At 72.4% G+C, this 24197-nt stretch carries 21 protein-coding genes; 13 read left to right on the top strand and 8 right to left on the bottom strand.

Annotation, left to right across the window (positions count from 1 at the left end; translation table 11 throughout):
* Positions 1-180 precede the first annotated feature (180 nt).
* From ACIBU0_RS25545 to map, 6 genes are all read right to left on the bottom strand, one after another.
* Positions 181-2055, bottom strand: coding sequence for an ABC transporter ATP-binding protein (locus tag ACIBU0_RS25545; RefSeq protein WP_398822238.1), 1875 nt, complete (start codon positions 2053-2055; stop codon positions 181-183).
* Positions 2052-2477: a lasso peptide biosynthesis B2 protein gene (locus ACIBU0_RS25540; RefSeq protein ID WP_398822235.1), complete on the bottom strand. Its 426-nt coding sequence runs from the start codon at positions 2475-2477 to the stop codon at positions 2052-2054. The genes ACIBU0_RS25545 and ACIBU0_RS25540 overlap by 4 nt, the downstream gene beginning before the upstream one ends.
* Entirely contained in the window at positions 2474-2728 is a 255-nt protein-coding gene (locus ACIBU0_RS25535; protein ID WP_398822232.1) for a lasso peptide biosynthesis PqqD family chaperone, read from the bottom strand. Before ACIBU0_RS25535 ends, ACIBU0_RS25540 begins: the two co-directional genes overlap by 4 nt.
* Positions 2729-2752: 24 nt before the next feature.
* Positions 2753-4597 (bottom strand): lasso peptide isopeptide bond-forming cyclase, encoded by a 1845-nt coding sequence (locus ACIBU0_RS25530; RefSeq protein ID WP_398822229.1) that lies wholly within the window; start codon positions 4595-4597, stop codon positions 2753-2755.
* Between the two features lie 25 nt (positions 4598-4622).
* Complete coding sequence (locus ACIBU0_RS25525; protein WP_398822226.1) at positions 4623-4733, bottom strand: keywimysin-related RiPP; 111 nt, start codon at positions 4731-4733, stop codon at positions 4623-4625.
* Positions 4734-5083: 350 nt separating this feature from the next.
* The gene (gene map, locus ACIBU0_RS25520) at positions 5084-5851 is read right to left on the bottom strand and encodes a type I methionyl aminopeptidase (protein ID WP_398822220.1); all 768 of its coding nucleotides are present in this window, start codon (positions 5849-5851) and stop codon (positions 5084-5086) included.
* Positions 5852-5915: 64 nt separating this feature from the next.
* Between map and ACIBU0_RS25515 the strand changes: the two genes are divergently transcribed.
* The 9 genes from ACIBU0_RS25515 to ACIBU0_RS25475 all read left to right on the top strand — a co-directional run bounded on the left by ACIBU0_RS25515 (position 5916) and on the right by ACIBU0_RS25475 (position 17527).
* The gene (locus ACIBU0_RS25515; protein ID WP_398822217.1) at positions 5916-6176 is read left to right on the top strand and encodes a helix-turn-helix domain-containing protein; all 261 of its coding nucleotides are present in this window, start codon (positions 5916-5918) and stop codon (positions 6174-6176) included.
* A gap of 132 nt (positions 6177-6308) precedes the next feature.
* Positions 6309-8384 (top strand): hypothetical protein, encoded by a 2076-nt coding sequence (locus ACIBU0_RS25510; protein WP_398822214.1) that lies wholly within the window; start codon positions 6309-6311, stop codon positions 8382-8384.
* A 206-nt stretch (positions 8385-8590) separates the two neighbouring features.
* Entirely contained in the window at positions 8591-9433 is an 843-nt protein-coding gene (locus ACIBU0_RS25505) for a nitrilase-related carbon-nitrogen hydrolase (RefSeq protein ID WP_398822211.1), read from the top strand.
* Entirely contained in the window at positions 9430-10713 is a 1284-nt protein-coding gene (locus tag ACIBU0_RS25500; protein WP_398822208.1) for an aspartate aminotransferase family protein, read from the top strand. The genes ACIBU0_RS25505 and ACIBU0_RS25500 overlap by 4 nt, the downstream gene beginning before the upstream one ends.
* 44 nt (positions 10714-10757) lie before the next feature.
* Positions 10758-12350: a PucR family transcriptional regulator gene (locus ACIBU0_RS25495; protein WP_398822205.1), complete on the top strand. Its 1593-nt coding sequence runs from the start codon at positions 10758-10760 to the stop codon at positions 12348-12350.
* A gap of 155 nt (positions 12351-12505) precedes the next feature.
* Positions 12506-13348: a nitrilase-related carbon-nitrogen hydrolase gene (locus tag ACIBU0_RS25490; protein WP_398822202.1), complete on the top strand. Its 843-nt coding sequence runs from the start codon at positions 12506-12508 to the stop codon at positions 13346-13348.
* A gap of 31 nt (positions 13349-13379) precedes the next feature.
* The gene (hydA, locus tag ACIBU0_RS25485) at positions 13380-14783 is read left to right on the top strand and encodes a dihydropyrimidinase (RefSeq protein ID WP_398822199.1); all 1404 of its coding nucleotides are present in this window, start codon (positions 13380-13382) and stop codon (positions 14781-14783) included.
* Between the two features lie 11 nt (positions 14784-14794).
* Positions 14795-15817 carry a TIGR03842 family LLM class F420-dependent oxidoreductase gene (locus ACIBU0_RS25480; RefSeq protein WP_398822196.1) on the top strand — a complete coding sequence of 341 codons (1023 nt, stop codon included), beginning with the start codon at positions 14795-14797 and terminating at the stop codon, positions 15815-15817.
* Between the two features lie 162 nt (positions 15818-15979).
* Positions 15980-17527, top strand: a complete 1548-nt coding sequence (locus tag ACIBU0_RS25475) for an NCS1 family nucleobase:cation symporter-1 (RefSeq protein ID WP_398822193.1) — start codon at positions 15980-15982, stop codon at positions 17525-17527.
* Positions 17528-17546: 19 nt separating this feature from the next.
* On the opposite strand, the gene ACIBU0_RS25470 is transcribed toward ACIBU0_RS25475, so the two are convergent.
* Positions 17547-18215 carry a hypothetical protein gene (locus tag ACIBU0_RS25470; protein WP_398822190.1) on the bottom strand — a complete coding sequence of 223 codons (669 nt, stop codon included), beginning with the start codon at positions 18213-18215 and terminating at the stop codon, positions 17547-17549.
* Positions 18216-18365: 150 nt separating this feature from the next.
* Positions 18366-19373, bottom strand: a complete 1008-nt coding sequence (locus tag ACIBU0_RS25465; protein WP_398822187.1) for a carboxymuconolactone decarboxylase family protein — start codon at positions 19371-19373, stop codon at positions 18366-18368.
* A gap of 167 nt (positions 19374-19540) precedes the next feature.
* Between ACIBU0_RS25465 and ACIBU0_RS25460 the strand changes: the two genes are divergently transcribed.
* Genes ACIBU0_RS25460 through ACIBU0_RS25445 form a run of 4 tightly spaced genes read left to right on the top strand, consistent with a single transcriptional unit; the run spans position 19541 to position 24075 of the window.
* Positions 19541-20644, top strand: coding sequence for a sensor histidine kinase (locus ACIBU0_RS25460; protein ID WP_398822184.1), 1104 nt, complete (start codon positions 19541-19543; stop codon positions 20642-20644).
* Between the two features lie 8 nt (positions 20645-20652).
* Positions 20653-21327, top strand: coding sequence for a response regulator (locus ACIBU0_RS25455; RefSeq protein ID WP_398822785.1), 675 nt, complete (start codon positions 20653-20655; stop codon positions 21325-21327).
* 40 nt (positions 21328-21367) lie between these two features.
* Positions 21368-22201, top strand: a complete 834-nt coding sequence (locus ACIBU0_RS25450; protein WP_398822181.1) for a class I SAM-dependent methyltransferase — start codon at positions 21368-21370, stop codon at positions 22199-22201.
* 47 nt (positions 22202-22248) lie between these two features.
* On the top strand, positions 22249-24075 hold the full coding sequence (locus tag ACIBU0_RS25445; protein WP_398822179.1) for a gamma-glutamyltransferase family protein: 1827 nt from the start codon (positions 22249-22251) through the stop codon (positions 24073-24075).
* Positions 24076-24197 lie beyond the last annotated feature (122 nt).

Here is a 24197-nt window from a genome sequence, read left to right as displayed (position 1 = left end):
CGCGGGCAGGGACGCCCTCGCTGATCGACGTGCCGAGGCCGGGTAACCGGGTTCGGGCACGCTCATGCCACGATGGCACGTTCTGGCTCAGCGGGCATGTGCAGGAACGCGGGTCCCGGGCGCCGCCCGCCGCCCGCGGCGGTCCGGTGCGCGGGCAGGGCCCGCTCGGCGGTGTCCGCCTCAGCCGTGGGCCCGGCCTCCGTCGTGGTCCGCCGGCGTCCCGCCGGGGCGCAGCATCTGGCTCGTGGCCAGGTCACGGTAGAGGGGGTCGCGCGCCAGCAGCTCCTCGTGGCGTCCGAGGGCGGTGGTGCGGCCCTGGTGGAGCACGATGATGTGGTCGGCGTGCTGCACGGTGGACAGGCGGTGGGCGATGACCAGCAGGGCGCATTCCTGGGCGACGTCCTTCATCACCGTGGTCAGCGCCGCCTCGTTGATCGCGTCGAGGTGGGAGGTGGGCTCGTCCAGCAGGAGCAGCGCGGGGCGGGCGAGCAGGGCCCGGGCCAGGGCGACGCGTTGGCGTTCGCCGCCCGAGAGCGTGCTGCCGCGTTCCCCGACGACGGCGTCCAGACCGCCGGGCAGCCGGTCGACGAGCTCCTCCAGGCGGGTCAGTGCGAGGACCCGCCGGATCTCGGCGTCCGGCGCGTCGGGCACGGCGTAGGTGATGTTCTCCCGCAGGGTGCCGTGGACGACATGGGTGTTCTGGTCCACCACGGCGATGCGTCGTCGGCAGGCGTCGCGGCCCAGCTCGGCGGCGGGGCGCCCGTCGAACAGCACGGTCCCCGCGTCCGGTTCGTAGAACCCGGCGACCAGTGCGAAGACGGTGCTCTTGCCCGCCCCCGAGGGCCCCACCAGGGCCACGTGCCGGTGGTGCGGGACGGTGAAGGACACGCCCGACAGCACGGGCCGGCCCGGGGCGTAAGCGAAGCGGACGTCGTGCAGGGCGAGCGCCGGCCGGCCGACGGGGACGGACGGCGGCGGCCGGTGGCGGGTTCGCCCGGCCGACGGGCCCGTGTGCTCCACGGGGAGGCGCAGCGCCTGGTCGACGCGCCGGTAGGCGCCCATGCCGCGCTGGACCAGACCCACCGCGTGGAAGACACAGGACAGCGGCAGGACGAGGTACGAGGCGTACAGCAGGAACGCGACGAGGTCCCCGAGGGAGCCGGCGTGACCGCTGACCCGCAGGCCACCGACGACGAGCACGAGGAGGAAGGAGCCCTGGACGGCGAGTTCGACGGCGGGACTCATGACGGAGGCGAGCTTCGCGGTGCGGACCCCCGCGTCGTAGGCCTCCTGGACCCGGTTCCCGATGCGGGCGGCCTCGCGGTCCTCGGCGCGGTGCACCCGGACCATGGGCAGGGCGCCCAGGGCGCGTTCCAGGTCCGCGGCGACGGCACCGACCGAGTCCTGCATACGCTCGGACGCTTTCCGCAGGCCCTGGAGCAGCGAGGTGACCACGGCCGCGGCGACGGCCACGGTGAGCGCGACCAGAAGCAGCAGCAGCGGGTCGAGCCACGCCATCAGGATCACCGCTCCGGCGGCGACGAGGCTTCCGGTCACCAGGTCGACCAGGGCCTGCGAGACGACCTCGCGCAGCAGGGTGGTGTCGGCGGTGACCCGGGAGATGAGGTCGCCGTTGCGGTGGCGGTCGTACTCCCGCATCTCCAGCCGGAGCAGCCGCCCCACCAGGCCGAGCCGGAGCTCCCGTACGACGCCCTCGCCCATCCGCTCCAGCAGGAAGCGCCCCGCCGACCCGATCGCCGCCTCCACGAGGAACAGTGCGCCGAGGAGCGCCAGCAGCGGCCAGACGACCTGGCCGCGGCCGCTCGCGTCCACGGCGTGCCGGGCCACCAGCGGCTGGGCCAGCCCCAGCGCGGAACCGGCCAGCGTCAGCGCGGTGGCCACGGCGACGGCGGTCCGGTGACCGGCGGTGAGCCCGTACAGCGTGGCCACGGCCGCGCGGGTCGACCGGTCCTCGTCGGCGGGCTCGTGGGGGCTGTGGTCCGCGACCGTGCCGTCCGCCGCCGGGCCGGCGTCCGCAGCCGCCCCGGCGCTCATCGGTCGGCCGGCTCGACGGCCACCAGCCGGGCGAAATAGCCGTCGGGTACGCCCTCGCCCACGGGGCGTCCCTCCGCCTCGATCCAGGCGTGCGCGGTGAAGGGCGGGACCACGCGGACTCCGGTGCACCAGGTCGGCCACGTCCCCCTCAGCCGGCACAGCAGCGCGGCCCCCAGGGTGCGCGGCAGGCACCCCTTCGGGCCGGCGCAGCGCAGGCTGGCGGCGCACATGGCGTCGCGCGCGTCCTGGGCCTGCGCGGCGGTGGCGGGTGCGGCACCGCGCCGCAGCACGCCCAGCACGGTGCGGATACGGCGGGGTGGCAGGAGGGCGAGGGCGACGGCGGGGAGCAGGACGAGGAGGGCGGCCAGGCGGTGGCCGAGGGGCACACCGGTGGGGCGTTCCAGCGCGCTGGGTGTCGTCATGAGGCCAGTCCCGCCTCGCGCAGATGACCGACGAGCGCCTCGACGTCCCGCTGGGCCTGTGCCCGGTCGATGTCGAACTCGCGGATCAGAGCGGCCGTCGCGTCCGCCTCCTCGCCGCCGTCGAGCAGGGTCCGGACCACAAGGGTGGCGGTCGGGTTCAACTCCCAGTATGTGCCGGCTCGTTCGTCCAGCAGTACGGTGCCGTAGTCGGTCTCGGCGGTCGAGATGTGTGCGTCGAACCGCAAGGGCATGCGCTCGCCTTTCTGACGGGGTTCTCAGGGAGTGCGGGCATGGCTGTGGGACAGCCCCCGCAGCCACACCTCGGCGGCGATGGTGGAGTAGAGGATGGCGTCGGACAGGCCCGGTGAGGTGGGGCGCTGGGCGAGGCGGCGCAGCTCGGCGCCGTCCACCAGGCCCAGTGCCTCCAGCCGTGAGCCCTCCCACAGGGTCAGCAGGTCGCCGCGGTGTTGGCGCAGTCCGTTGGCGGCGTCCATGGCGGCCGTCGCCTTGTTGGCCCGCCGCAGGCAGTCATCGGGCACGACTGAGCGCATCGCGGCGCTCAGGACGGGCTTGTACTGCCAGGGAGTGACGCGCTCGCTCGGGCGGACGGCGAGAAACGCCTCGATGACGCGGTCGTCGAAGAAGGGGGAGGCCATCGGCAGGCCCGCGCGCGCCGCCATCCGGTCCCACTGCCGGATGACGCGGGTGCACGAGCGGATCTGCTCCAGGTCGGCGTGCAGTCCACGGTCCGGATGCAGTGGCGAGGCCGTGGCCGCCGCGTCGAGCAGTGCCCGGCGGGCCATCCGCTCGGCCTCGGGGGTCACCCAGTCGAACAGGCGCGGGGCCATGCCCCAGCCGAGACTCGTCGCGACGGACGGGGGCAACGGGCCACGCAGCCGGCCGGCTCCGTCGGCGAGCCACTTCCCGTACGGCCGGGAGTCGGCGAGGGCGCGGGCCGTGTCGCCCAGGGGCCACTGCCACAGCGCCCGGTACCCGCGCAACTGGCGCAGGGCGAACAGCGGACGGGTGCGCAGCAGCCGGTGGTAGTACGCGTCGGAGCACCATGCCACGTGGTCGCCGCCGATTCCGGTCAGGTGCACCCGGCTGCCGCGTGCGGCCAGGCCCGGCAGGTGGTGCAGGACCCGGGAGCGGTCCATGACGCCGATGGTGGGCTCGTCGAGGAGGTCGTCGATGCCGAGCAGATCCTCGTAGACCAGCGGCGAGGCGTCGGCGTCCCACACGACGTGCTCGACGTCCGGGAGGTGCGCCATGGCCCGCTGGGCCCACTCCAGGTCGGTGTCCGCCGGATCGCGGCCCGGCCAGGTACTGGCCACCACGTGGGCGGGGGAACGGTCGGCCAGGAAGCAGATGGAGGTCGAGTCCAGGCCGCCGGACAGATCGCAGCTCACCACGCCGCCCTGCCGGGTCCGCGCGCCCACGGCCTCCTCCAGCGCCGTCCGGATCAGGGGCGCCGCCTCGGCGAGCGGCCGCACCGGCTCCGGTGGCGTCCACCACCGGGTGTGCCGTACGGTGCGCCCGTCCGCGGCGACGATCACGGCGTCCTGCGGGGGCACGGCGGTGACCGGGCGCCACAGGGAGGTCTCGAACAGGGGGTAGGGGGCGGGCCACAGCAGCCGGACGGCCAGCTCCTGCGGATCGGGGTCGAGGCCGAGCGCGGCGGCGAGCGTGTCGGCGCGGCTGGCGGCCACCCGGACGCCGTCGATCTCCGTGTGGAAGACCAGCCGCAGGCCGGAGGCGGTGCCCTGCACCCGGACCTGCCCGTCGAGGGCGGCGACGAGGTGGAAGCTGCCGGGGAGGGTACGGGCGAGCGCGTCGAGTTCCGCCAGATCCCTCAGCCGTGCGGCCGTACGCCGCAGTTGGTCCGCCTCGACGGGGCAGCAGCCGATGACGGCGAGGGTGGCACTGCCGGCGCTCGCGGTGACGATCTCGTCGTCGTGCCAGTGGCCGGCCAGCCAGGGCCGGCCCGACGCATGGGCGAGGGTCCGGCTACCGGGGCGGGAGAAGGAGCGGGCCACGGCGGCCGCGTCCGCACGGTCTGGGAAGACCGCGAAGTGCGCGTCGCCGGGGCCCGTCCCCGCACTTTCGTGCAGTTCAGTCATGACGTCGGGTCAGTGCCGTCGCCCGTCAGTTCTTGCTGAAGATCAGCCGGTCGTTGCCGGAGCGCTGAAGGAGCCCCGTCTCCTTGCGGAACGTACCGAGCTTGACGAGCGTCGGCGCTTCGTATGCCTTCTTCATGACTTCTCCTCACTGCGGTTGTGGTCCCCGTCCCCGGATGGGGCGGGGGCGCGGCACCAGCTAGCTGCGAAATGTGAGGGTGCGGCAAGGAGCGACGCGAAAGTATGACGGTATGAAAAGGCGGATGCCTCTGGTCTGTCGCCGGCGCACGCGTACCTGGCAAGAGGTGCCGCACCGGTCGTGATTTGCCGTGCACGCGTGCGAAGAATCGTTCCCACGTGTGGCCGCATCGTGGTCGCGCGCGCCGTGCAGGAGAACCGGGAGGGGAGGCGCCGGGGCGCACTGTGCAGCTGTCGGCGCGCACCATGTCCGGTGGGTGCGGGGCCCGGCGGGCGGTGTGGTCACCGGGCTTACCGGGCGGTGAGAATGCGCGGTCCCGCCTCGGTGATCGCCACCGTGTGCTCCACGTGCGCCGCCCGGGACCCGTCGTTCGTACGGAGCGTCCAGCCGTCCGGCGCCGCGTGGTAGCCGTCCTTGCCGCTTGCGATGAGCATCGGCTCGATGGCGAGGACCATGCCGTGCCGCAGTGGAAGGCCCCGGCCGGGACGGCCCTCGTTCGGCACCCCCGGGTCCTCGTGCATCTTGCGGCCGATGCCGTGCCCGCCGAAACCGTCCGGGATGCCGTACCCGGCCCCCCGGCACACCGTGCCGATCGCGTGCGCGATGTCGCCGATGCGGTTGCCGACCACCGCCGCCCCGATGCCCGCCGCCAGTGCCCGTTCCGCCGTCTCGATCAGGCGGACGTCGGCCGGGTGCGGCGTGCCGACCGTGAAGCTGATCGCCGAGTCGCCCGCCCAGCCGTCCAGTTCGGCACCGCAGTCGATGGAGACGAGGTCGCCGTCGCGCAGACGGTAGCCGGTCGGGATGCCGTGCACGATCGCGTCGTTCACCGAGGCGCAGATGACGGCGGGGAAGGGAACGGGCGCGAAGGAGGGCCGGTAGCCGAGGAAGGGGGAGGTCGCGCCCGCCGCGCGCAGCACCTCGCGCGCCACCTCGTCCAGCTCCAACAGGGAGACCCCTGCGTCAGCGGCCTTCTGTGCGGCCGTGAGGGCCTGGGCCACGACCTGCCCGGCCGCGTACATCTCATCGATCGACGTGTCCGTCTTCAGCTCCACCATGCCAATTACTATACCGGTATTTGAATGGGGGGGCCGGGGTGGGGGCGGTATTAGAATGGGCGCCATGGTGCGCACCCCCCTCACCCCCGAAGAGCGCGAACGCGGCGAGCGGCTCGGCCGGTTCCTCCGCGAGGCTCGCGGCGGCCGCAGCATGACGGAGGTCGCCGCGAGCGCCGGCATCTCCGCCGAGACCCTGCGCAAGATCGAGACGGGGCGCGCCCCGACTCCGGCCTTCTTCACGGTGGCCGCGCTCGCGCAGGCCCTCGGGCTGTCGATGGACGAGCTGGCCGGGCGCTGCACGCCGATCGTCGAGGCCGTCGCCTGACGGGTTCGCACGTCACGTTCCGGCAGCTGCGGCGTACTCTGCGTTCAGTCCGAAAACTTCCCGTAGCGCGTTCGTAACATGGCTGGTGTTGCCTAACGGACCGGAGTACTCCGGTCTGGCGGGAGTTGGGCGATGTCAGTGGAACAACTCCCGGCTCGGATACGGGAGTTCGTGGACTACCTGGACGGCCTCGTGGCGCGCCTGGATCAGGGCGGCGGCTGGTGCGGGGTGTTCTGGCAGCGTGACCCCGAGGGCATGCAGGCCTGCCTCGACGGACGTGAAGTGCCGCCCTGGGACGTGGTGGAGTCGCTCCTGCACGACCTCGCCGCCCAGTACGGTCCCGGCGGCGCCGGCCCGGAGACGGAGCGTGCCCGAGCCCTGCACTCCGCCGCCCTCGCCGCGTACGACGCCCGTCCCGGCGGGCGCGACGCCCTCGGGGACCGGCTCGACGTCATGCTCCGCGAACAGCGGTACGCCGCCGAACGCCAAGCCGAACTGGGCCACGCCCTCGCCTCCGCCACCACCCAGGAGCAGGCCGACACCATCCGCCTCGACCTCGCCTGGGCCCGCGACGACCACGACCGCGCGACCGCCCGGTGCGCCGAACTCCGGGCCCGGATGACCGACCTGGACCGACGGATGGCACGGGAACACGGCCAGGCGATACGGCGGGACCGGGTGGGGGAGGGAGCTTCGTTCCGCCTGGATGGGCGGGGCGGGAGTGACGGGTTCCGGGGCGAGCGGGGCGGCGGGGACGGGTTCCGGCGCGATCGGGGCGCGGGCCAGGGGTTTCGGCGCGACGAGGTCGGGGTCGAGGAGTTCCGGAGCGAGCCGGTCGCGGAGCGCGGGGTCCGGCAGGGGCGGCTCGGGGGTGCCGGGGCCGAAGCCGTCGGCTCCGAGGATGTCGGGTTCGGGGTCGAGGGGGTCCGGCGCGACGAGGTCGGGGATGAGGGGTTCCGGGGCGAGCAGGTCGGTGGCGACCGGCTCAGGCACGGTCGGCTCGGAGGAACCGGGGCCGAGGTCGTCGGCCCCCAGGGCGTCGGCTTCGAGGGCCCCCGACCCGGAGCGGACCGTATGCAGCCGCGTGAGGCCGGCTCCCACGGCGGCGGATTCCCGGGCGTGCCGCATCAGCGCGACGAGCAGTCGGAAGCCGAGGCAACCCAGTGGCGCGCGGCGGGACGTCGCGACGCTCGCCCGGAGGGGGCTGCGGGTTCCTACGGCGGGGGAGGCGCCGCTGAAACAGCCGAGTGGGCGGGAGCGCACGGTGCCGACGCCGGTGCGGGTCGACCCAGCGGGTTTCACAGGGACCGGCCCGCCCCGGCCGGAGCCGCCGCGGCCTTCGACTGGCCGCAAGCGGAGCACGCCGCCGTGGGACACCCCGACGACCGGCCGACCCCGGCCGGAGCTCCCGCCGACACGCACCCCGGCGGCCACCCGCAGGCTCAACCGGCCGACCCCGCCCCCACCGCCAAGCAGCGCAAGCGCCGCCGAGGCAGCGCACGCTTCGCCGGGATGGTCGAGGAGGAGGCCGCCCCCGTCGTCGTACCGCCGACCGCCGCACCCACCCTCCCCGCCCAGCCCGCCACCGGGCGCCGCACTCCGCGCGGGGCACGGTTCGCCGGGGCCACCGACGAGGCGCCCATGAGCCCGGCGGAGCCGCAGGCCGAGCCGATGGACACGGCGGACCGGGGGGAGGTCGCCCGGACCGTGGAGACGATTGTGCGACTGCGCGCCGAGGGCCGCAGCGGCGAGGCGCACGTACTGCTCGTGGAGGCCGCGTACTGGCCCGCCCTCCGCTTCCCGGCGCTCGCGGCCGAGATGGAGCGTGCCGGGCTCGGTGCCGACTGGGCGACCCTGCTGTGGGAGGCCGCCTCGTTGCCGGCCGAGCGGCTCGTCGCCGCCGCCGACGCCCTGACCGCGGCGGGCCGGGCCGGCGACGGGGAGCAGATCCTGCGCCAGGGCGTGGCCCGGCCCGCGAACGAGATCGGGCAGGCCGTGGTCGGCCTGGCCGGCGAGGGACGGCACCGCGAGGTCCGCGCACTGCTCGACGCCTACGTCCGCGTCCGCACCCCGGAGGAGGCCGCCCGCAGCGCCGCGCCAGACCCGAAGACGCTCGTACCGCTTCTGCTGGAGGCCGCCCGGGGTGTCTCGGACGAGCGCCACTGGGATCTCGTCCACGCCCTGCGCGTGGCGGGGTTCACGGCGTGATCACCGCAGTGGTGCGACACCTCCCCACAGAGCGCTGCACACGTCCCAGCGGCCCCACCCGTCACCCACTGGAGTGTGAAACGTGATCGACTCAGCGGGTTAACGACGATGGTCTTGGCAAGGCTGTTCCGGGGGCTTACTTTCAAGCCTCTACGGCCCCCCTCTACGGGCGTAGAGGCTCTGACGTCCCGTCGAAGGAGCAGCTCATGGCCAACGTCGTACGTGCCGCCCTGGTCCAGGCCACCTGGACCGGCGACACCGAGTCCATGGTGGCGAAACACGAGGAGCACGCCCGGGAGGCGGCCCGGCAGGGCGCGAAGATCATCGGGTTCCAGGAGGTCTTCAACGCTCCCTACTTCTGCCAGGTCCAGGAGCCGGAGCACTACCAGTGGGCCGAGCCGGTCCCCGACGGGCCGACCGTGCGCCGTATGCAGGAGCTCGCCCGCGACACCGGCATGGTGATCGTCGTACCGGTCTTCGAGGTCGAGCAGTCGGGCTTCTACTACAACACCGCGGCCGTGATCGACGCCGACGGCACCTTCCTCGGCAAGTACCGCAAGCACCACATTCCGCAGGTCAAGGGCTTCTGGGAGAAGTACTACTTCAAGCCCGGCAACATCGGCTGGCCCGTCTTCGACACCGCCGTCGGCAAGGTCGGCGTCTACATCTGCTACGACCGCCACTTCCCGGAGGGCTGGCGCCAACTCGGCCTCAACGGCGCCCAGTTGGTGTACAACCCGTCGGCCACCTCACGCGGTCTGTCGGCCTACCTCTGGCAGCTGGAGCAGCCCGCGGCGGCCGTCGCCAACGAGTACTTCGTCGCGGCGATCAACCGGGTCGGGCAGGAGCCGTACGGCGACAACGACTTCTACGGGACGAGCTACTTCGTCGACCCCCGCGGGCAGTTCGTCGGGGAGGTGGCGAGCGACAAGACCGAGGAGCTGATCGTCCGCGACCTCGACTTCGACCTCATCGAAGAAGTGCGGCAGCAGTGGGCCTTCTACCGCGACCGCCGACCCGACGCCTACGAAGGACTGGTACAGCCGTGACCAAGGACCTGCTGGGACGCCACCGCTCCGTCATGCCGGACTGGCTCGCCCTGTACTACGAGGACCCGCTGGAGATCACCCACGGCGAGGGCCGCCACGTCTGGGACGCCGAGGGCAACCGCTACCTCGACTTCTTCGGCGGCATCCTCACGACGATGACCGCGCACGCGCTGCCCGAGGTGACGAAGGCGGTGAGCGAGCAGGCCGGGCGGATCATCCACTCGTCGACCCTGTACCTCAACCGGCCCATGGTCGAACTCGCCGAGCGCATCGCCCAGCTGAGCGGCATCCCGGACGCCCGCGTCTTCTTCACCACCTCCGGCACCGAGGCCAACGACACCGCCCTGCTCCTCGCGACGACGTACCGGCAGAGCAACACGATCCTCGCGATGCGCAACAGCTACCACGGCCGCTCGTTCAGCGCGATCGGCATCACCGGCAACCGCGGCTGGTCGCCGACCTCGCTGTCGCCGCTGCAGACGCTGTACGTCCATGGAGGCGTCCGCACCCGTGGGCCGTACGCCCGGCTCAGCGACGAGGACTTCATCGCCGCCTGCGTCGACGACCTGAAGGACCTCCTCGGCCACACCCGTCCGCCCGCGGCCCTCATCGCCGAGCCCATCCAGGGCGTCGGCGGCTTCACCTCGGGCCCCGACGGCCTGTACGCCGCCTTCCGTGAGGTGCTCGCCGAGCGCGGCATCCTGTGGATCGCCGACGAGGTGCAGACCGGCTGGGGCCGCACCGGCGACCACTTCTGGGGCTGGCAGGCGCACGGGCGGTCCGGGCCGCCGGACATCCTGACCTTCGCCAAGGGCATCGGCAACGGCATGTCCATCGGCGGGGTCGTCGCCCGCGCCGAGATCATGAACTGCCTGGACGCCAACAGCATCTCGACCTTCGGCGGCACGCAGATCACCATGGCGGCCGGCCTCGCCAACCTCAACTACCTGCTGGAACACGACCTCCAGGGCAACGCCCGGCGCGTCGGCGGGCTGCTCCTCGAACGGTTGCGGGCCGTCGCGGCGCACGTGCCGCACGTACGGGAGGTGCGCGGCCGGGGCCTGATGCTGGGCATCGAGATCACCCGTCCCGGCACGGACGAGGCCGACCTCGCCGCCGCGTCCGCCGTGCTGGAAGCGGCCCGCGACGGCGGCCTCCTCATCGGCAAGGGCGGCGGCCACAGCACCAGTTCGCTGCGCATCGCCCCGCCCCTGTCCCTCACCGTCGCGGAGGCCGAGGAGGGCGCCGCGATCCTCGAGAGCGCTCTGAGGAGCATCTAGCAGGACCGGACCCACCGTGGGCACTTGAGCAAGGGAACGCCGCCATGACCACCACCCTGGAGCCCCTGGAACCCGTCGAACCCCTGGAACCCGCCCTGTCGGTCCGGCAGGTCCTCACCCTGGAGCGGGTGCTCGCCGGGGAGCCCGAGGTGGTGGCCGGTGCCGGTCAGCTGGACCGGCCCGTGCGCTGGGTGCATGTCGCCGAGGCGCCGGACGTCGGGGTGATGCTCAGCGGCGGCGAGATGGTGCTCACCACCGGGGTGCTGCTCGCCGGGGACGAGGACAAGCAGGCCGAGTACATCCGCTCCCTGCACCGGGCCGAGGCGGCTGCCGTCGTCCTGGGCCTCGGCCGGGCGTTTCCCGCCCCGCCGGAGGTGATGCGCCGGGCGGCCGAGCGGTGCGGCCTGCCCATGGTCGTCCTGCACCGGCCCTTCCCCTTCGCCGAGCTGACCGAAGAGGTCCAGTCCCGGCTGGTGCGCCGGAAGTTCGCCGCCGTCAGCCTCTCGGAGGCCGTACGGACCGCGCTCACCGGACTGATCACCGCGGACGCCCCCCTCCAGCGCCTCCTCGACGAGGTCGCCGCGCACAGCGCCTGCCCCGTCGTCGTCACCAACCTCGCCCACCGCGTCCTCGCCACGGCGGGGGAACGGCCGGCGGTGGACGACGTGCTGCGCGACTGGGAGCGCATCGCCCGCCAGGCCGGCGGCACCGAGGGCGACGGCTGGATCCGCGCCGAACTCGGCGGCCGGGGGGAGCGGTGGGGGCAGATCGTGCTGTGCGGGTACCGCGGCGACACCGCCACCGGGCGGCTGCTCGCCGACCGCGCGGCCGAGGCGCTCGTCCTGCACCGGATGCTCGGCGGCAACTCCGCGCACACCTGGGAGGAACAGTCCGCGCAGAGCCTGCTGACCGACCTCGTCAGCGGGGTCGTACCGGCGCGGCAACTGCTGCCCCGCGCGCGTGCGGCCGGGCTGCCGGTCAACCGGCGCACCTTCGTGCCGCTGGTCGTGCGGGACGCCGAACCGGCCCAACTGGAGCGCGTCCTGCGGATGCTGGGGCTGTCCGGGATCGTCGCCGAGCTCGCCGACGGGGCCACCGCCGTGCTGCTCAGCCTCGCCCGGGACCAGGACGCCGCCGTGCTCACCGGGAACTTCGCCGCCCGGGTGCGCTCGGAGTCGGGGGCCGCCCGGACCGTCGTGGCGGCCGCCGACGCCCGGACCGCCTGGGACGACGTACCCGCCGGGGTGCGCGAGGCGCAGCACGTCGCCGATGCCGTCACCGACTCCTCGGCCGCCCTCGACCTCCCGGCCGTCGTACGCCTGAGGGACGTTCATCTGCGCGGCCTGATCCGGCTGCTGAGGGACGATCCGCAGGTGCAGTCGTTCGCGGAGCGGGAGCTGGACGGGCTGCTGTGCGGGCGGGACGACGAGGCGGGGGCCCTGCTGGCCGTGCTGCGCACCTACCTCGCCACAGGCCGCAACAAGTCCCGTACCGCCCAGCTCCACCACGTGTCCCGGCCCGCGCTCTACCGTCGCCTGGAGGCGATACAGACCCGGCTCGGTGTGGACCTCGACGACTTCGAGCAGGCCGCCTCGGTGCACATCGCGCTCCTCGCGCACGACGCGCAACAGGGCTGAAACACGCAACGACCTGGGAAAACGGCGGTGAAACATGGGTCCACGACAGGGTGACACCGTGGCACGCCGCACGTCCGCAGACGTGACACGGTGCAACTCAAACCGGATCTTCGACGCTCCTACTCTCGCTGCACACCGAGCGACCGGAGGTCCCGATGAGCAGAGTGATCCGTGCCGCCCTCTTCCAGACCGCCTGGACCGGCGACAAGGAATCGATGATCCAGGTGCACGAGCAGGCGGCCCGCGACGCGGCCGCGCAGGGTGCCCAGGTCCTGTGCTTCCAGGAGCTGTTCTACGGGCCGTACTTCTGCCAGGTCCAGGACAAGGCGTTCTACGAGTACGCCGAACAGATCCCCGAGGGCCCGATCGTCAAGCGATTCCAGGCGCTGGCCAAGGAGTTGGGCATCGTCCTGATCCTCCCGATGTACGAGGAGGAGCAGCCCGGCGTCCTCTACAACACCGCGGCCATGATCGACGCGGACGGCTCGTACCTCGGCAAGTACCGCAAGCACCACATCCCTCAAGTCCCGGGATTCTGGGAGAAGTTCTACTTCCGCCCCGGCAACCTCGGCTGGCCCGTCTTCGACACCAAGGTCGGGAGGATCGGCGTCTACATCTGCTACGACCGCCACTTCCCGGAGGGCTGGCGGGCGCTGGGACTCGCGGGTGCCGAGATCGTCTTCAACCCGTCGGCCACCTCGCGCGGCCTGTCCGCCTACCTGTGGCAGCTGGAGCAGCCGGCGGCGGCCGTCGCCAACGAGTACTTCGTCGGCGCGATCAACCGGGTCGGTGTCGAGGAGCTGGGCGACAACGACTTCTACGGCACGACCTACTTCGTCGACCCGGAGGCCCAGTTCGTGGGCGAGGTGGCGAGCGACAAGGAGACCGAACTGGTCGTCCGCGACCTGGACATGGCCAAGCTGCGGGAGGTCCGCGACCGCTGGCAGTTCTACCGCGACCGCCGTCCCGACGCATACCCCCCGCTGACCGCACCCTGACCGAACCGTTCACTCCGGGAGGAGAGGGACCATGAGCAGCCGTACCGTCATCCGCGGTGGTCTCGTCATCACCGCGTCCGACGAGATCCACGCCGACGTGCTGATCGAGGACGGCCGCATCGCCGCCCTCGCCGCCTCCGGCACCCCGGCCGCCGAGGCCTGGACCGCCGAGCGGGTCGTCGACGCCACCGGGAAGTACGTCATCCCCGGTGGCGTCGACGTCCACACCCACATGGAGCTGCCGTTCGGCGGCACGCACGCCTCCGACACCTTCGAGACCGGCACCCGGGCCGCCGCCTGGGGCGGCACCACCACGATCGTCGACTTCGCCGTGCAGGGCGTGGGCCACTCGCTGCGCGAGGGCCTGGACGCCTGGCACGCCAAGGCCGAGGGCAACTGCGCCATCGACTACGGCTTCCACATGATCGTCTCCGATGTGAACCAGGAGACGCTCAAGGAGATGGACCTGCTGGTGGAGGAAGGTGTCACCTCCTTCAAGCAGTTCATGGCCTATCCGGGCGTCTTCTACTCCGACGACGGCCAGATCCTGCGCGCCATGCAGCGCTCCGCCGAGAACGGCGGCCTGATCATGATGCACGCCGAGAACGGCATCGCGATCGACGTGCTGGTCGAGCAGGCGCTGGCGCGCGGCGAGACCGACCCCCGCTTCCACGGGGAGGTGCGCAAGGCGCTGCTGGAGGCCGAGGCCACCCACCGCGCCATCAGGCTCGCCCAGGTCGCGGGCGCCCCCCTGTATGTCGTGCACGTCTCGGCGATGGAGGCAGTCGCCGAGCTGGCCAAGGCGCGCGACGAGGGGCTGAACGTCTTCGGCGAGACCTGCCCGCAGTACCTGTTCCTGTCCACCGACAACCTCGCCGAGCCGGACTTCGAGGGCGCGAAGTACGTGTGCTCGACGCCGCTGCGGCCCAAGGAGCACCAGGCCCAGCTCTGGAAGGGCCTGCGCACCAACGACCTCCAGGTCGTCTCCACCGACCACTGCCCCTTCTGCTTCGTCGGCCAGAAGGAGCTGGGGCGCGGGGACTTCTCGAAGATCCCCAACGGTCTTCCCGGCGTCGAGAACCGGATGGACCTGCTCCACCAGGCCGTCGTCGACGGCCACATCTCGCGCCGCCGCTGGATCGAGATCGCCTGCGCGACCCCGGCCCGGATGTTCGGCCTGTACCCGAAGAAGGGCACGATCGCGCCGGGCGCGGACGCCGACATCGTCGTCTACGACCCGCAGGCCGAGCAGGTCATGTCCGCGGTCACGCACCACATGAACGTCGACTACTCGGCGTACGAGGGCAAGCGCACCACCGGCCGGGTCGAGACGGTCCTCTCGCGCGGCGAACCCGTCATCACCGAGCGGGAGTACACCGGTCACGCCGGGCACGGCGTCTACACACCCCGCTCCACCTGTCAGTACCTCAACTAGGAGCGGAGTACATGGACTTCGGACTCGTCCTGCAGACCGACCCGCCGGCCTCGAAGGTCGTCAGCCTGATGAAGCGCGCCGAGCGCAACGGCTTCACCTACGGCTGGACCTTCGACTCCGCCGTGCTCTGGCAGGAACCGTTCGTGATCTACAGCCAGATCCTGGCCAACACCCAGAAGCTGAAGGTCGGCACGATGGTGACCAACCCGGGCACCCGCACCTGGGAGGTCACCGCCTCCACGTTCGCCACCCTCAACGACATGTTCGGCAACCGCACGGTGTGCGGCATCGGCCGCGGCGACTCGGCGATGCGCGTCGCGGGCCGCAAGCCCAACACGCTCGCCCGCATCAGCGACGCGATGAAGGTCATCCGGGCGCTGGGCCGGGGTGACGAGGCCGACCTCGGTGGCGGTACGGTCGTCAGGTTCCCGTGGATCAAGCCGGACGCGGAACTCCCCGTATGGATGGCGGCGTACGGGCCCAAGGCGCTGAAGATGACCGGCGAGGAGGCCGACGGGTTCATCCTGCAGCTCTCCGACCTGTACCTGACCGAGTACATGGTCAAGGCCGTCAAGGACGCCGCGGTCGCCGTCGGCCGCGACCCGTCCGAGGTGAAGATCTGCGTCGCCGCCCCCGCGTACGTCACCGAGGACGACTCGCCCGAGGCGCTCGCCCACGCGCGCGAGCAGTGCCGGTGGTTCGGCGGGATGGTAGGCAACCACGTCGCCGACCTGGTCGCCAAGTACGGCGAGCACTCCGCGGCCGTACCGGACGAACTCACCGACTACATCAAGGCGCGCGAAGGCTACGACTACTCCCACCACGGCCGCGCCGACAACCCGGACACCCAGTTCGTGCCCGACGAGATCGTCGACCGGTTCTGCGTCATCGGACCCGTCGAGAAGCACATCGAGAAGCTGCACGCACTGCGTGAGCTGGGCGTCGACCAGTTCGCCGTCTACGACATGCACGACGCGCAGGAAGCCGTCATCGACGCGTACGGCTCGGAGGTCATCCCCGCGGTCAACTCCTGACCGTCGTCGTCGAGTCCGGACCCGCAACACCACCGCTCCACCCGACCCCCCACCCCTTGTCTCCCTCCCCGCGGTCCAGGCCTCCCCGCCACCCGCCCCCGGGGAGGGGCCCAAGGCCCGCACGGCCTATCCATCCCGTCCCGCTTGTCGATTGGCCTGCTCATGACCGAAACAGTCCCCACGGGGTCACCGATATCGCAGACCGCCCACGCCGGCGGCCGCATAGAACTCGCCCCCGAGGCATTCCCCGCCCACAGCCCCTTCGCCAACGAGGACCTGCGGCCCGTCCCGGTCGCCGAGCGCAAGTGGACGACGTACAACTTCGCGGCCCTGTGGATCTCCATGGCCCACTGCATCCCCAGCTGGACCCTGGCCTCCGGCCTGGTCGCCCTCGGCATGGACTGGAAGCAGGCCGTCTTCACCATCGCCCTGGCCAACGTCATCGTGCTGCTGCCGATGCTGGCCACCGGGCACGCCGGACCCAAGTACGGCATTCCGTTCCCGGTGCTGGCGCGAGCCTCCTTCGGGCTGCGCGGCGCCAACATCCCGGCGCTGATCCGGGCGGCCGTGGCCTGCGGCTGGTTCGGCATCCAGACGTGGATCGGCGGCAGCGGCATCTTCGCGCTGGGCTCCAAGCTCACCGGAGGGCACTGGGAGAACGCCGGGAAGATCGCCGGCAACCCCTGGCCCCTGTGGCTCTGCTTCCTGCTCTTCTGGGCCGTGCAGATCGCCATCATCTACCGCGGCATGGACTTCCTGCGGCACTTCGAGAACTGGGCCGCACCCTTCGTGATCGTCGGCGCCCTGGTGCTGCTGATCTGGATCGCGGTCAAGGCGGACGGCTTCGGCGCACTGCTCGACCAGCCCTCGAAGCTGGGCTGGGGTGCCGACTTCTGGCCGGTCTTCTTCCCGTCCCTCATGGGAATGATCGGCTTTTGGGCGACTTTGTCCCTCAATATCCCTGACTTCACGCGCTTCGGCGCCAGCCAGAAGGCCCAGACCTGGGGCCAGTCCCTCGGCCTGCCCACCACGATGACCCTCTTCGCGGTCCTCGCCGTGCTGGTCACCTCCGGTTCCGAGGTCGTCTACGGCGAGGCGATCTGGGACCCGGTCGCCCTCGCCGCCAAGACCGACAACGCCTTCGGCCTGCTCTTCGCGCTCGTCATCGTGCTGGTCGCCACCGTCTCCGTGAACATCGCGGCGAACGTGGTCTCCCCGGCGTACGACCTGGCGAACCTGGCCCCGAAGCTCATCAACTTCCGTACGGGCGCGCTGATCACCGGTGTCGTCGGCATCCTGATCTTCCCGTGGAAGCTGATCTCCACGCCGGAGTTCTACATCTTCACCTGGCTCGGCGTGGTCGGCGGCCTGCTCGGCACGGTCGCGGGCATCCTGATCGCCGACTACTGGATCGTGCGGCGTACGGTCCTGCACCTCGCGGACCTGTACACGCCCGGCGGCCGGTACTGGTACTCGTCCGGCTGGAACTGGCGGGCCATCGTCGCCTTCCTGGTCGGCGGCGTGCTCGCGGTCGGCGGTTCGTACTCGGGCGTCGGCGCCGACGGTTCGAAGACCGGACCGTTCCCCGCCGACGGGCTGATCCCGTTCCTCAAGCCGCTCGCCGACTACGGCTGGGCGGTGGGCCTGGGCGCCTCGCTGGTGCTGTACGTGGTGCTCATGGGCGGCCGCAGGGAACGCGTCGAGGCCTGACGCCCGCCGCGGAGGACGGTCAGCCCTTCTGGCCGTCCTCCAGCGCGGCCGCGGCCTCCTTCGCCGCCTTGATCGCGCCCTTGTTGATCTCGTCCGTGCCGGGCGCCTTCTTCGACTCGAAGTCGCTTCCGCTGTACGTGACGGATATCAGCGCGTTGGACGCGCGGATCATCACCACGCCCTCGCGGGTCTGCTGCTTGTCCTCGGTGGTGAGGTTCACGACCGAGTAGCCCGCGTCCCCGACCCCGGGGACATCGCCTCCGCCGCTCCGGGCCGCGATGCGCTCCTTGTAGGACTTCTCCGCGGCCTCGTCCGACTGCGTGATCTCGAAGGACACGTCCAGCCAGCGGTAGTCGTACCCCTTGAGCGCGTTCCACGAGCAGGTGCGGCGCAGCTTCGAGTCGGTCGACGGGATCTCCTTGCCGGCCGTCTTCGCACCGGGTACGAGGTCCTTTATCGTCTTCGAGCCCAGGCTGTCGCACGGTGAGGGAGCGCTGGCGTACGTCTTCGACGCCGCCGCCGTGGCGGGAGCCGTGGGCGACTCGTCCTCGGTCTTCTGCGTCGCCGTCCGGTCGTCGGCGGCCGGCGTCGCGGCGGGTCCGGACGACAGCGCCCAGCCCGCCGCGGCAAGCACGACGACGGGCGACAGACGCGCGGTGAGGGCGAGCGGCAGAGGCAGAGAACGCACGGCGCACTTTTCGTGGGGGACGGTGCGGAGGGAGTCCGCACTGCGGACGGGACGACAGTGTCACATGACTGACTGTGAGGCGGAAGTGCCAACTCGCTCCGTGCTGACGCCATTACGGACGGGCCGCAATGACGGGGCGACCTGGGGGAGTTACAGGGCTTCCTGGATGATTTGGGCGGAGATAGTGCTTTCGATTCGGTCCACGGCGAGAAAGGCGCCGTATGCGACGAGGCGCACCAAACAGTGGTCGGTGTGCTCCGGCCTGCGCCACGCCGCCACGTCCTCGTCGGTGATGCGGTACGGCGCGAGTGCGGCCAGCAGCGTGAGGCGCGCCCCCGGACGCTCCCGTCGGTCCGGGAAGCCGTCCAGCGCGAGCGGCGGATGGGTGCCGTCCCAGTCCTGCAGGGCCGCCTCCAGGACGTCGTGGTCGTCGGCACCGAGGAGGCCCGCGCCCCTCATGGCGGTCCTGAGCAACGCCGCGTACGCGAGACCGACGGGTGTGCCGGCCGCCCACGCGGGCGCCTCGCCGGGGTCGATGGTCTCCAGCAGGGCGAGTGACCGGCCGGGCCGGGCGGGGCGGCGTACGGTCCGGGCGAGCGAGCGGCCCGCGAGGCTGCGTACCGCCCGGAACCGCTGGGCGCCCGCCGGGAGCAGGTTCTCGGTCAGCAGGGCCGACGCGATCCGGTTGATGAAATGGAAGGTGAGCGCGGTGCCGAGGTAGGCGGGGGCGTGCGCACGGGGGAAGGGGTACGGCACCAGGGTGGCGCCGGGCACGCGCGTGTGCTGTCCCCAGGCGAGCACGCGCGCGTGGTCCTCGTTGTGCGGGGCCTCTCCGCGCGCCAGCCGCTCCGCCAGCGCATGGTCGCCGGTGGCGTGCAGCAGCACGGTGTGCGCGTCCACGCAGAACGGGCACTTGTTGGCGAGCGACACCCCGAGGGCCACCAGCTCCTTCCCGGTGCGGCCGCCCGGTCCGGCGATGAGCGACTCGCGCATCAACGCCCAGGTGGGGGCGAGGAGTTCGGGCGCCGAGGACAGGACGACGAAGGTCGAGGGTGCGGCGATGCCGAAGTCGAGGGCGATCTGCGCGTACACCTCGGCGACGGTGCCGGCGGCAGACCTGGGCGGGAGGGGTTCGGTGTAACGGAAGGGTGTGGTCATGGGCAGCAGCGTGCGCCTACGGGGCGGTCCGGGTCGTCGTACCGCCGAAGGCAGTTGGGGCTGCGACGCCCGGGCGGGGCGGTGCCCGGCACTACTGCGTGGGGAGTAGTCCGGGAGCCGTCCACAGGGGTGACGCCGCTGTCGGTGGGGCGGTCTACTGTGCGGGCATGAGCGGGAGCCGGATCACACGCGAGCGGCTCGTCGACGCGGCCGTGGCGGTCGTGGTCGGCGCGATCGTCGTGCTCGTCGCCCTGGGCAACGGCCGTGACGGGCCCGTCGACCTCGCGCTGATCGCGATCGGGTCGCTGGCCCTGGCGGCGCACCGCACGGCTCCGCGCGTCGTGCTCGCGGTCACCACGGTCGGCCTGCTCGCCGAAGTCGGCGTCGCGGGGCCGTCGACCATCATGGCCCTCCCCGTCGTGGGCGCGGTGCACACGGCGGGGCGGAGCGGACACCGGGGCACGGCCGCGGCGGCCGCCGCCGTCTTCCTCGGGGGATATGTCGCGGCGGGCTCGGCGAGCGCGGAGGTCGCGCGTGAGGCGCTGCTGCTCGCCGGCTGGTTCCTGTGCGCGGTCGTCACGGGGCTGGCCGACAGCAACTGGCAGGCGTATCTGCGCCAGACCGAACAGCGCGCCCTGGAGGCCGAACGCACCCGGGAGGAAGCGGCGTTGCGCCGGGCGGGCGAGGAACGCCTGCGTATCGCCCGCGAGTTGCACGACTCCCTCACCCACAGCATCTCGATCGTCAAGCTCCAGGCGGGCGTCGCCGTGCACCTGGCCCGCAAGCGGGGCGATGAGGTACCGCCCGCACTGCTCGCCATCCAGGAGGCGAGCGGCGAGGCGATGCGCGAGCTGCGCGCCACGCTGGAGGTGCTGCGCACGGACGAGCCGACCGGCACCCCGGCGCTGCTCGTGGAGCGGGCGAGGGCGGCCGGGCTCGCGGTCGAGCTGACGGTGACGGGGGAGGAGCGGCCGCTGCCGGCGACGGTCGAGCGGGCGGCGTACCGGATCGTCCAGGAGGCCTTGACGAACGCGGCGCGGCATGCGGGACCGGCGAAGGTGGTCGTTCAACTGACCTATGCTGAGGGCGAGTTGCTGATATCGGTCGAGGACGACGGCACCGCCGACCCGTCCAGCCCGCCCACCCCCGGCATCGGTCTGACCGGCATGCGCGAACGCGTCACGGCCCTCGGCGGCACCCTGGACGCCGCCCCGCGCGCGGAGGGCGGGTTCGCAGTGCGGGCGCGGCTGCCGCTGGGGGAGGCGGGGTGACGGACGGGATGCCGGACGGCGTGATCAGGGTGGCGCTCGTCGACGACCAGGCGCTGATGCGGGCGGGCTTCCGGGCGCTGCTGGACGCCGAGGACGGCATCGAGGTGGTCGGCGAGGCGGCGGACGGTGAGCGGGGTCTGGAGCTGATCCGCGCCCGGGTTCCCGACATCGCGCTGATCGACGTACAGATGCCCGTGATGACAGGCATCGAGGCGACCCGGCGCATCGCCGCGGACCCGGCGCTGGCAGCCGTCCGCGTGGTGATCCTGACGAACTACGGCCACGACGAGTACGTCTTCGAGGCCCTGCGCGCCGGGGCGAGCGGCTTCCTCCTGAAGGACACCGAACCGGCCGACCTGCTCCAGGCGATCGAGGTGGTGGCACGCGGGGAGGCACTGCTGTCCCCGTCGGTCACCCGCACCCTGATCGGCGAGTTCGTTTCCCGGCCACCCGACCGCGCCACCCCACCCGGCCTGGAGTGCCTGACGCGCCGCGAACGCGAGGTGACGGCGCTGGCGGCGCGGGGCCTGACCAACGAGGAGATCGCCGAGCACATGGTGATCAGCCCGTTCACGGCGAAGACGCACATCAGCAGGGCGATGACGAAGCTGGGGGCGCGGGATCGGGCGCAGCTGGTGGTGTTCGCCTACGAGTCGGGGCTGGTGACGGCCCGCGGGGCATAACCCGTTGCGCCCGGCGGACGGCGATCAGCACCCTGAGGCGATGACCGAGACGACGGACGAGACGCGGCCCGCCGTGCGTGGGGAGATCCTCGCCTACTACGCGCAGGGCAAGGAGGACGCCCGGCTCAGAGAGGGCGGGGCCCCGGCCGGGCGGCTGGAGTTCTGGCGTACGCAGGACGTGCTGCGGCGGTTGCTGCCCGCGGCGCCCGGCCGCGTGCTGGACGTCGGAGGAGGTAGCGGCGTGCATGCGGAGTGGCTCGCGGAGGACGGGTACGAGGTGGAGCTCGTCGATCCGGTGCCGCTCCACGTCGAGCAGGCCGCCCGGATTCCCGGCGTCACCGCCCGTGCCGGGGACGCGCGCGAGCTGCCCGCCTCCGATGCCGCGTACGACGTGGTGATGATGCTGGGCCCGCTGTACCACCTCCCCGAACGGGCCGACCGGGTGCGGGCGTTGGCCGAGGCGCACCGGGCGGTCCGGCCGGGCGGGCTGGTGGTCGCGGCCACCATCAACCGCTTCGCGCAGCTGCACGACCTGCTCCGCGAGGAGCGCTACTTCATCCCGCGGCACCGCGAGCGGACCGACGCCGTCCTGGCGGGCGACGGCAGCCATCCCTACCAGGAGGACGGCTTCTTCACCGTCGCCCACTTCGCCCAACCCGACGAAGTCCCGACGGAGTTCACCGACGCCGGACTCACCGTCGAGGGCCAGTACGGCGTGGAGGGTGTCGCCTGGCTCATGGGCGGTGTCGAGGACTGGCTGGACGACCCTGAGCGCCGCGAAGCCGTGCTGGCGGCGTGCCGGCACATCGAGTCCGAGCCGAGTCTCCTCGGTACCAGTGGGCATCTGCTGACCGCGGGCAGACGGTTGCCGTAAGTGCGTACGATCGCAAGATCGGCTGCCGTCGAGTGAGGAGTCCGCCCGTGTTCACCACCCGACCCACCCTCCAGGGCACCTTCGGCATGGTGTCCTCCACGCACTGGCTGGCCTCCCAGTCGGCGATGGCCGTGCTGGAGGACGGCGGCAACGCCTACGACGCGGCCGTGGCGGGGGCCTTCGTGCTGCACGTCGTCGAGCCGCACCTCAACGGTCCCGCCGGGGAGGTGCCGATCCTGCTCGCGCCCGCGGGCGGCGAGGTGCGGGTGCTGTGCGGGCAGGGCGTCGCACCGGCCGGGGCGACGGTCGCGCACTACAGGGAGCTCGGCCTGGAGCTCGTCCCCGGGACCGGGCCGCTCGCCGCCGCCGTCCCCGGCGCCTTCGACGCCTGGATGCTGCTCCTGCGCGACCACGGCACCAAGCCCCTCGCCGACGTCCTGAAGTACGCCATCGGGTACGCCGAACACGGGCACGCGCCCGTGGAGCGCGTCGGCGAGACCGTCGAGACCGTGCGGGAGCTGTTCGAGACGGAGTGGACGTCGTCGGCGGAGGTGTACCTGCCGGGCGGCAAGGCGCCGCAGCCCGGGGAGCTGCTGCGCAATCCCGCTCTCGCCGCCACCTGGAAGCGGCTGCTCGACGAGGTCGCCGGAACCGGCGACCGGGTCGCGCAGATCGAGGCGGCGCGGGAGGTGTGGCGCAGCGGCTTCATCGCCGAGGCGCTGGTACGGCAGGCCGGGCGGCCCACCATGGACACCAGCGGTGAGCGGCACTCCGGCACGCTCACGGCCGCCGACCTCGCCGGCTGGTCAGCGACCTACGAGGCACCGGCGACGTACGACTGGAACGGCTGGACCGTGTGCAAGGCCGGTCCCTGGAGCCAGGGCCCGGTCCTCCTCCAGCAGCTCGCGCTGCTCCCGCCCGAGCTGCCCCGGTACGGGTCCGCCGAGTACGTCCATCTGCTGATCGAGGGCTGCAAGCTGGCCATGGCCGACCGGGAGGCCTGGTACGGGGATGCGGCCGAGGTGCCGCTCACCGAGCTGCTGTCGGAGCGGTACAACGCGGCCCGGCGCGAGCTGGTCGGCGAGAAGGCCTCCCACGAACTGCGACCCGGCAGCCCGGGCGGACGCGCCCCGCGGTTGTGCAGGCACGCGCGCGTGGTGGCCTCCGACGAGCCCGGCTTCGACGTACTGGGCGTCGGCGAACCGACGGTGGCCAAGCGGCCGACCTCCCCGGTGCCGGGCGAGCCCGACGTCGCCGCCGACGGGGGCACCCGTGGCGACACCTGCCACCTGGACGTCGTCGACCGCTGGGGCAACATGATCGCGGCCACCCCCAGCGGCGGCTGGCTGCAGTCCAACCCCGTCGTGCCCGAACTGGGCTTCCCGCTCGGCACCCGGCTGCAGATGACCTGGCTGGAGGAGGGCCTGCCGAACTCGCTGACGCCGGGCCGCCGCCCCCGCACCACCCTCACGCCCTCCATCGCCCTGCGCGACGGAGTGCCCGTCATGGCCTTCGGCACGCCCGGCGGGGACCAGCAGGACCAGTGGCAGCTGCACTTCTTCCTGGCCGTGGCGCTGCGCGACCGGGTCCGCGGCGGCCTCGACCTCCAGGGCGCGATCGACGCCCCGAACTGGCACAACGACAGCTTCCCCGGTTCCTTCTACCCGCGCGGGATGCGACCGGGAAGCGTCACCGTGGAGTCCCGGACGGACGCCGGCGTCGTCGAGGAGCTGCGGCGGCGCGGTCATGAGGTGACGGTCGGTGACGCCTGGTCGGAGGGCCGGCTGTGCGCGGTCGCGAGGGACCCGCAGACCGGTGTGCTGTCCGCGGCGGCGAACCCGCGGGGAATGCAGGGGTACGCGGTCGGGCGCTGAGAGCGGCGAGGACGGCGGCGGCCGGCCGGGTGCGCCCCTGACCGGCCGGATGCCCCTCTGACCTGCCGGTTCGCCGCCGATGCAGGCCCCTGGTGTTCACGCCGATGCCATCCCCCGTCCAC

The sequence above is a fragment of the Streptomyces sp. NPDC049627 genome, assembly GCF_044465645.1.
Classification (GTDB): Bacteria; Actinomycetota; Actinomycetes; order Streptomycetales; family Streptomycetaceae; genus Streptomyces.
This window is presented reverse-complemented; position numbering and strand designations above follow the sequence as displayed.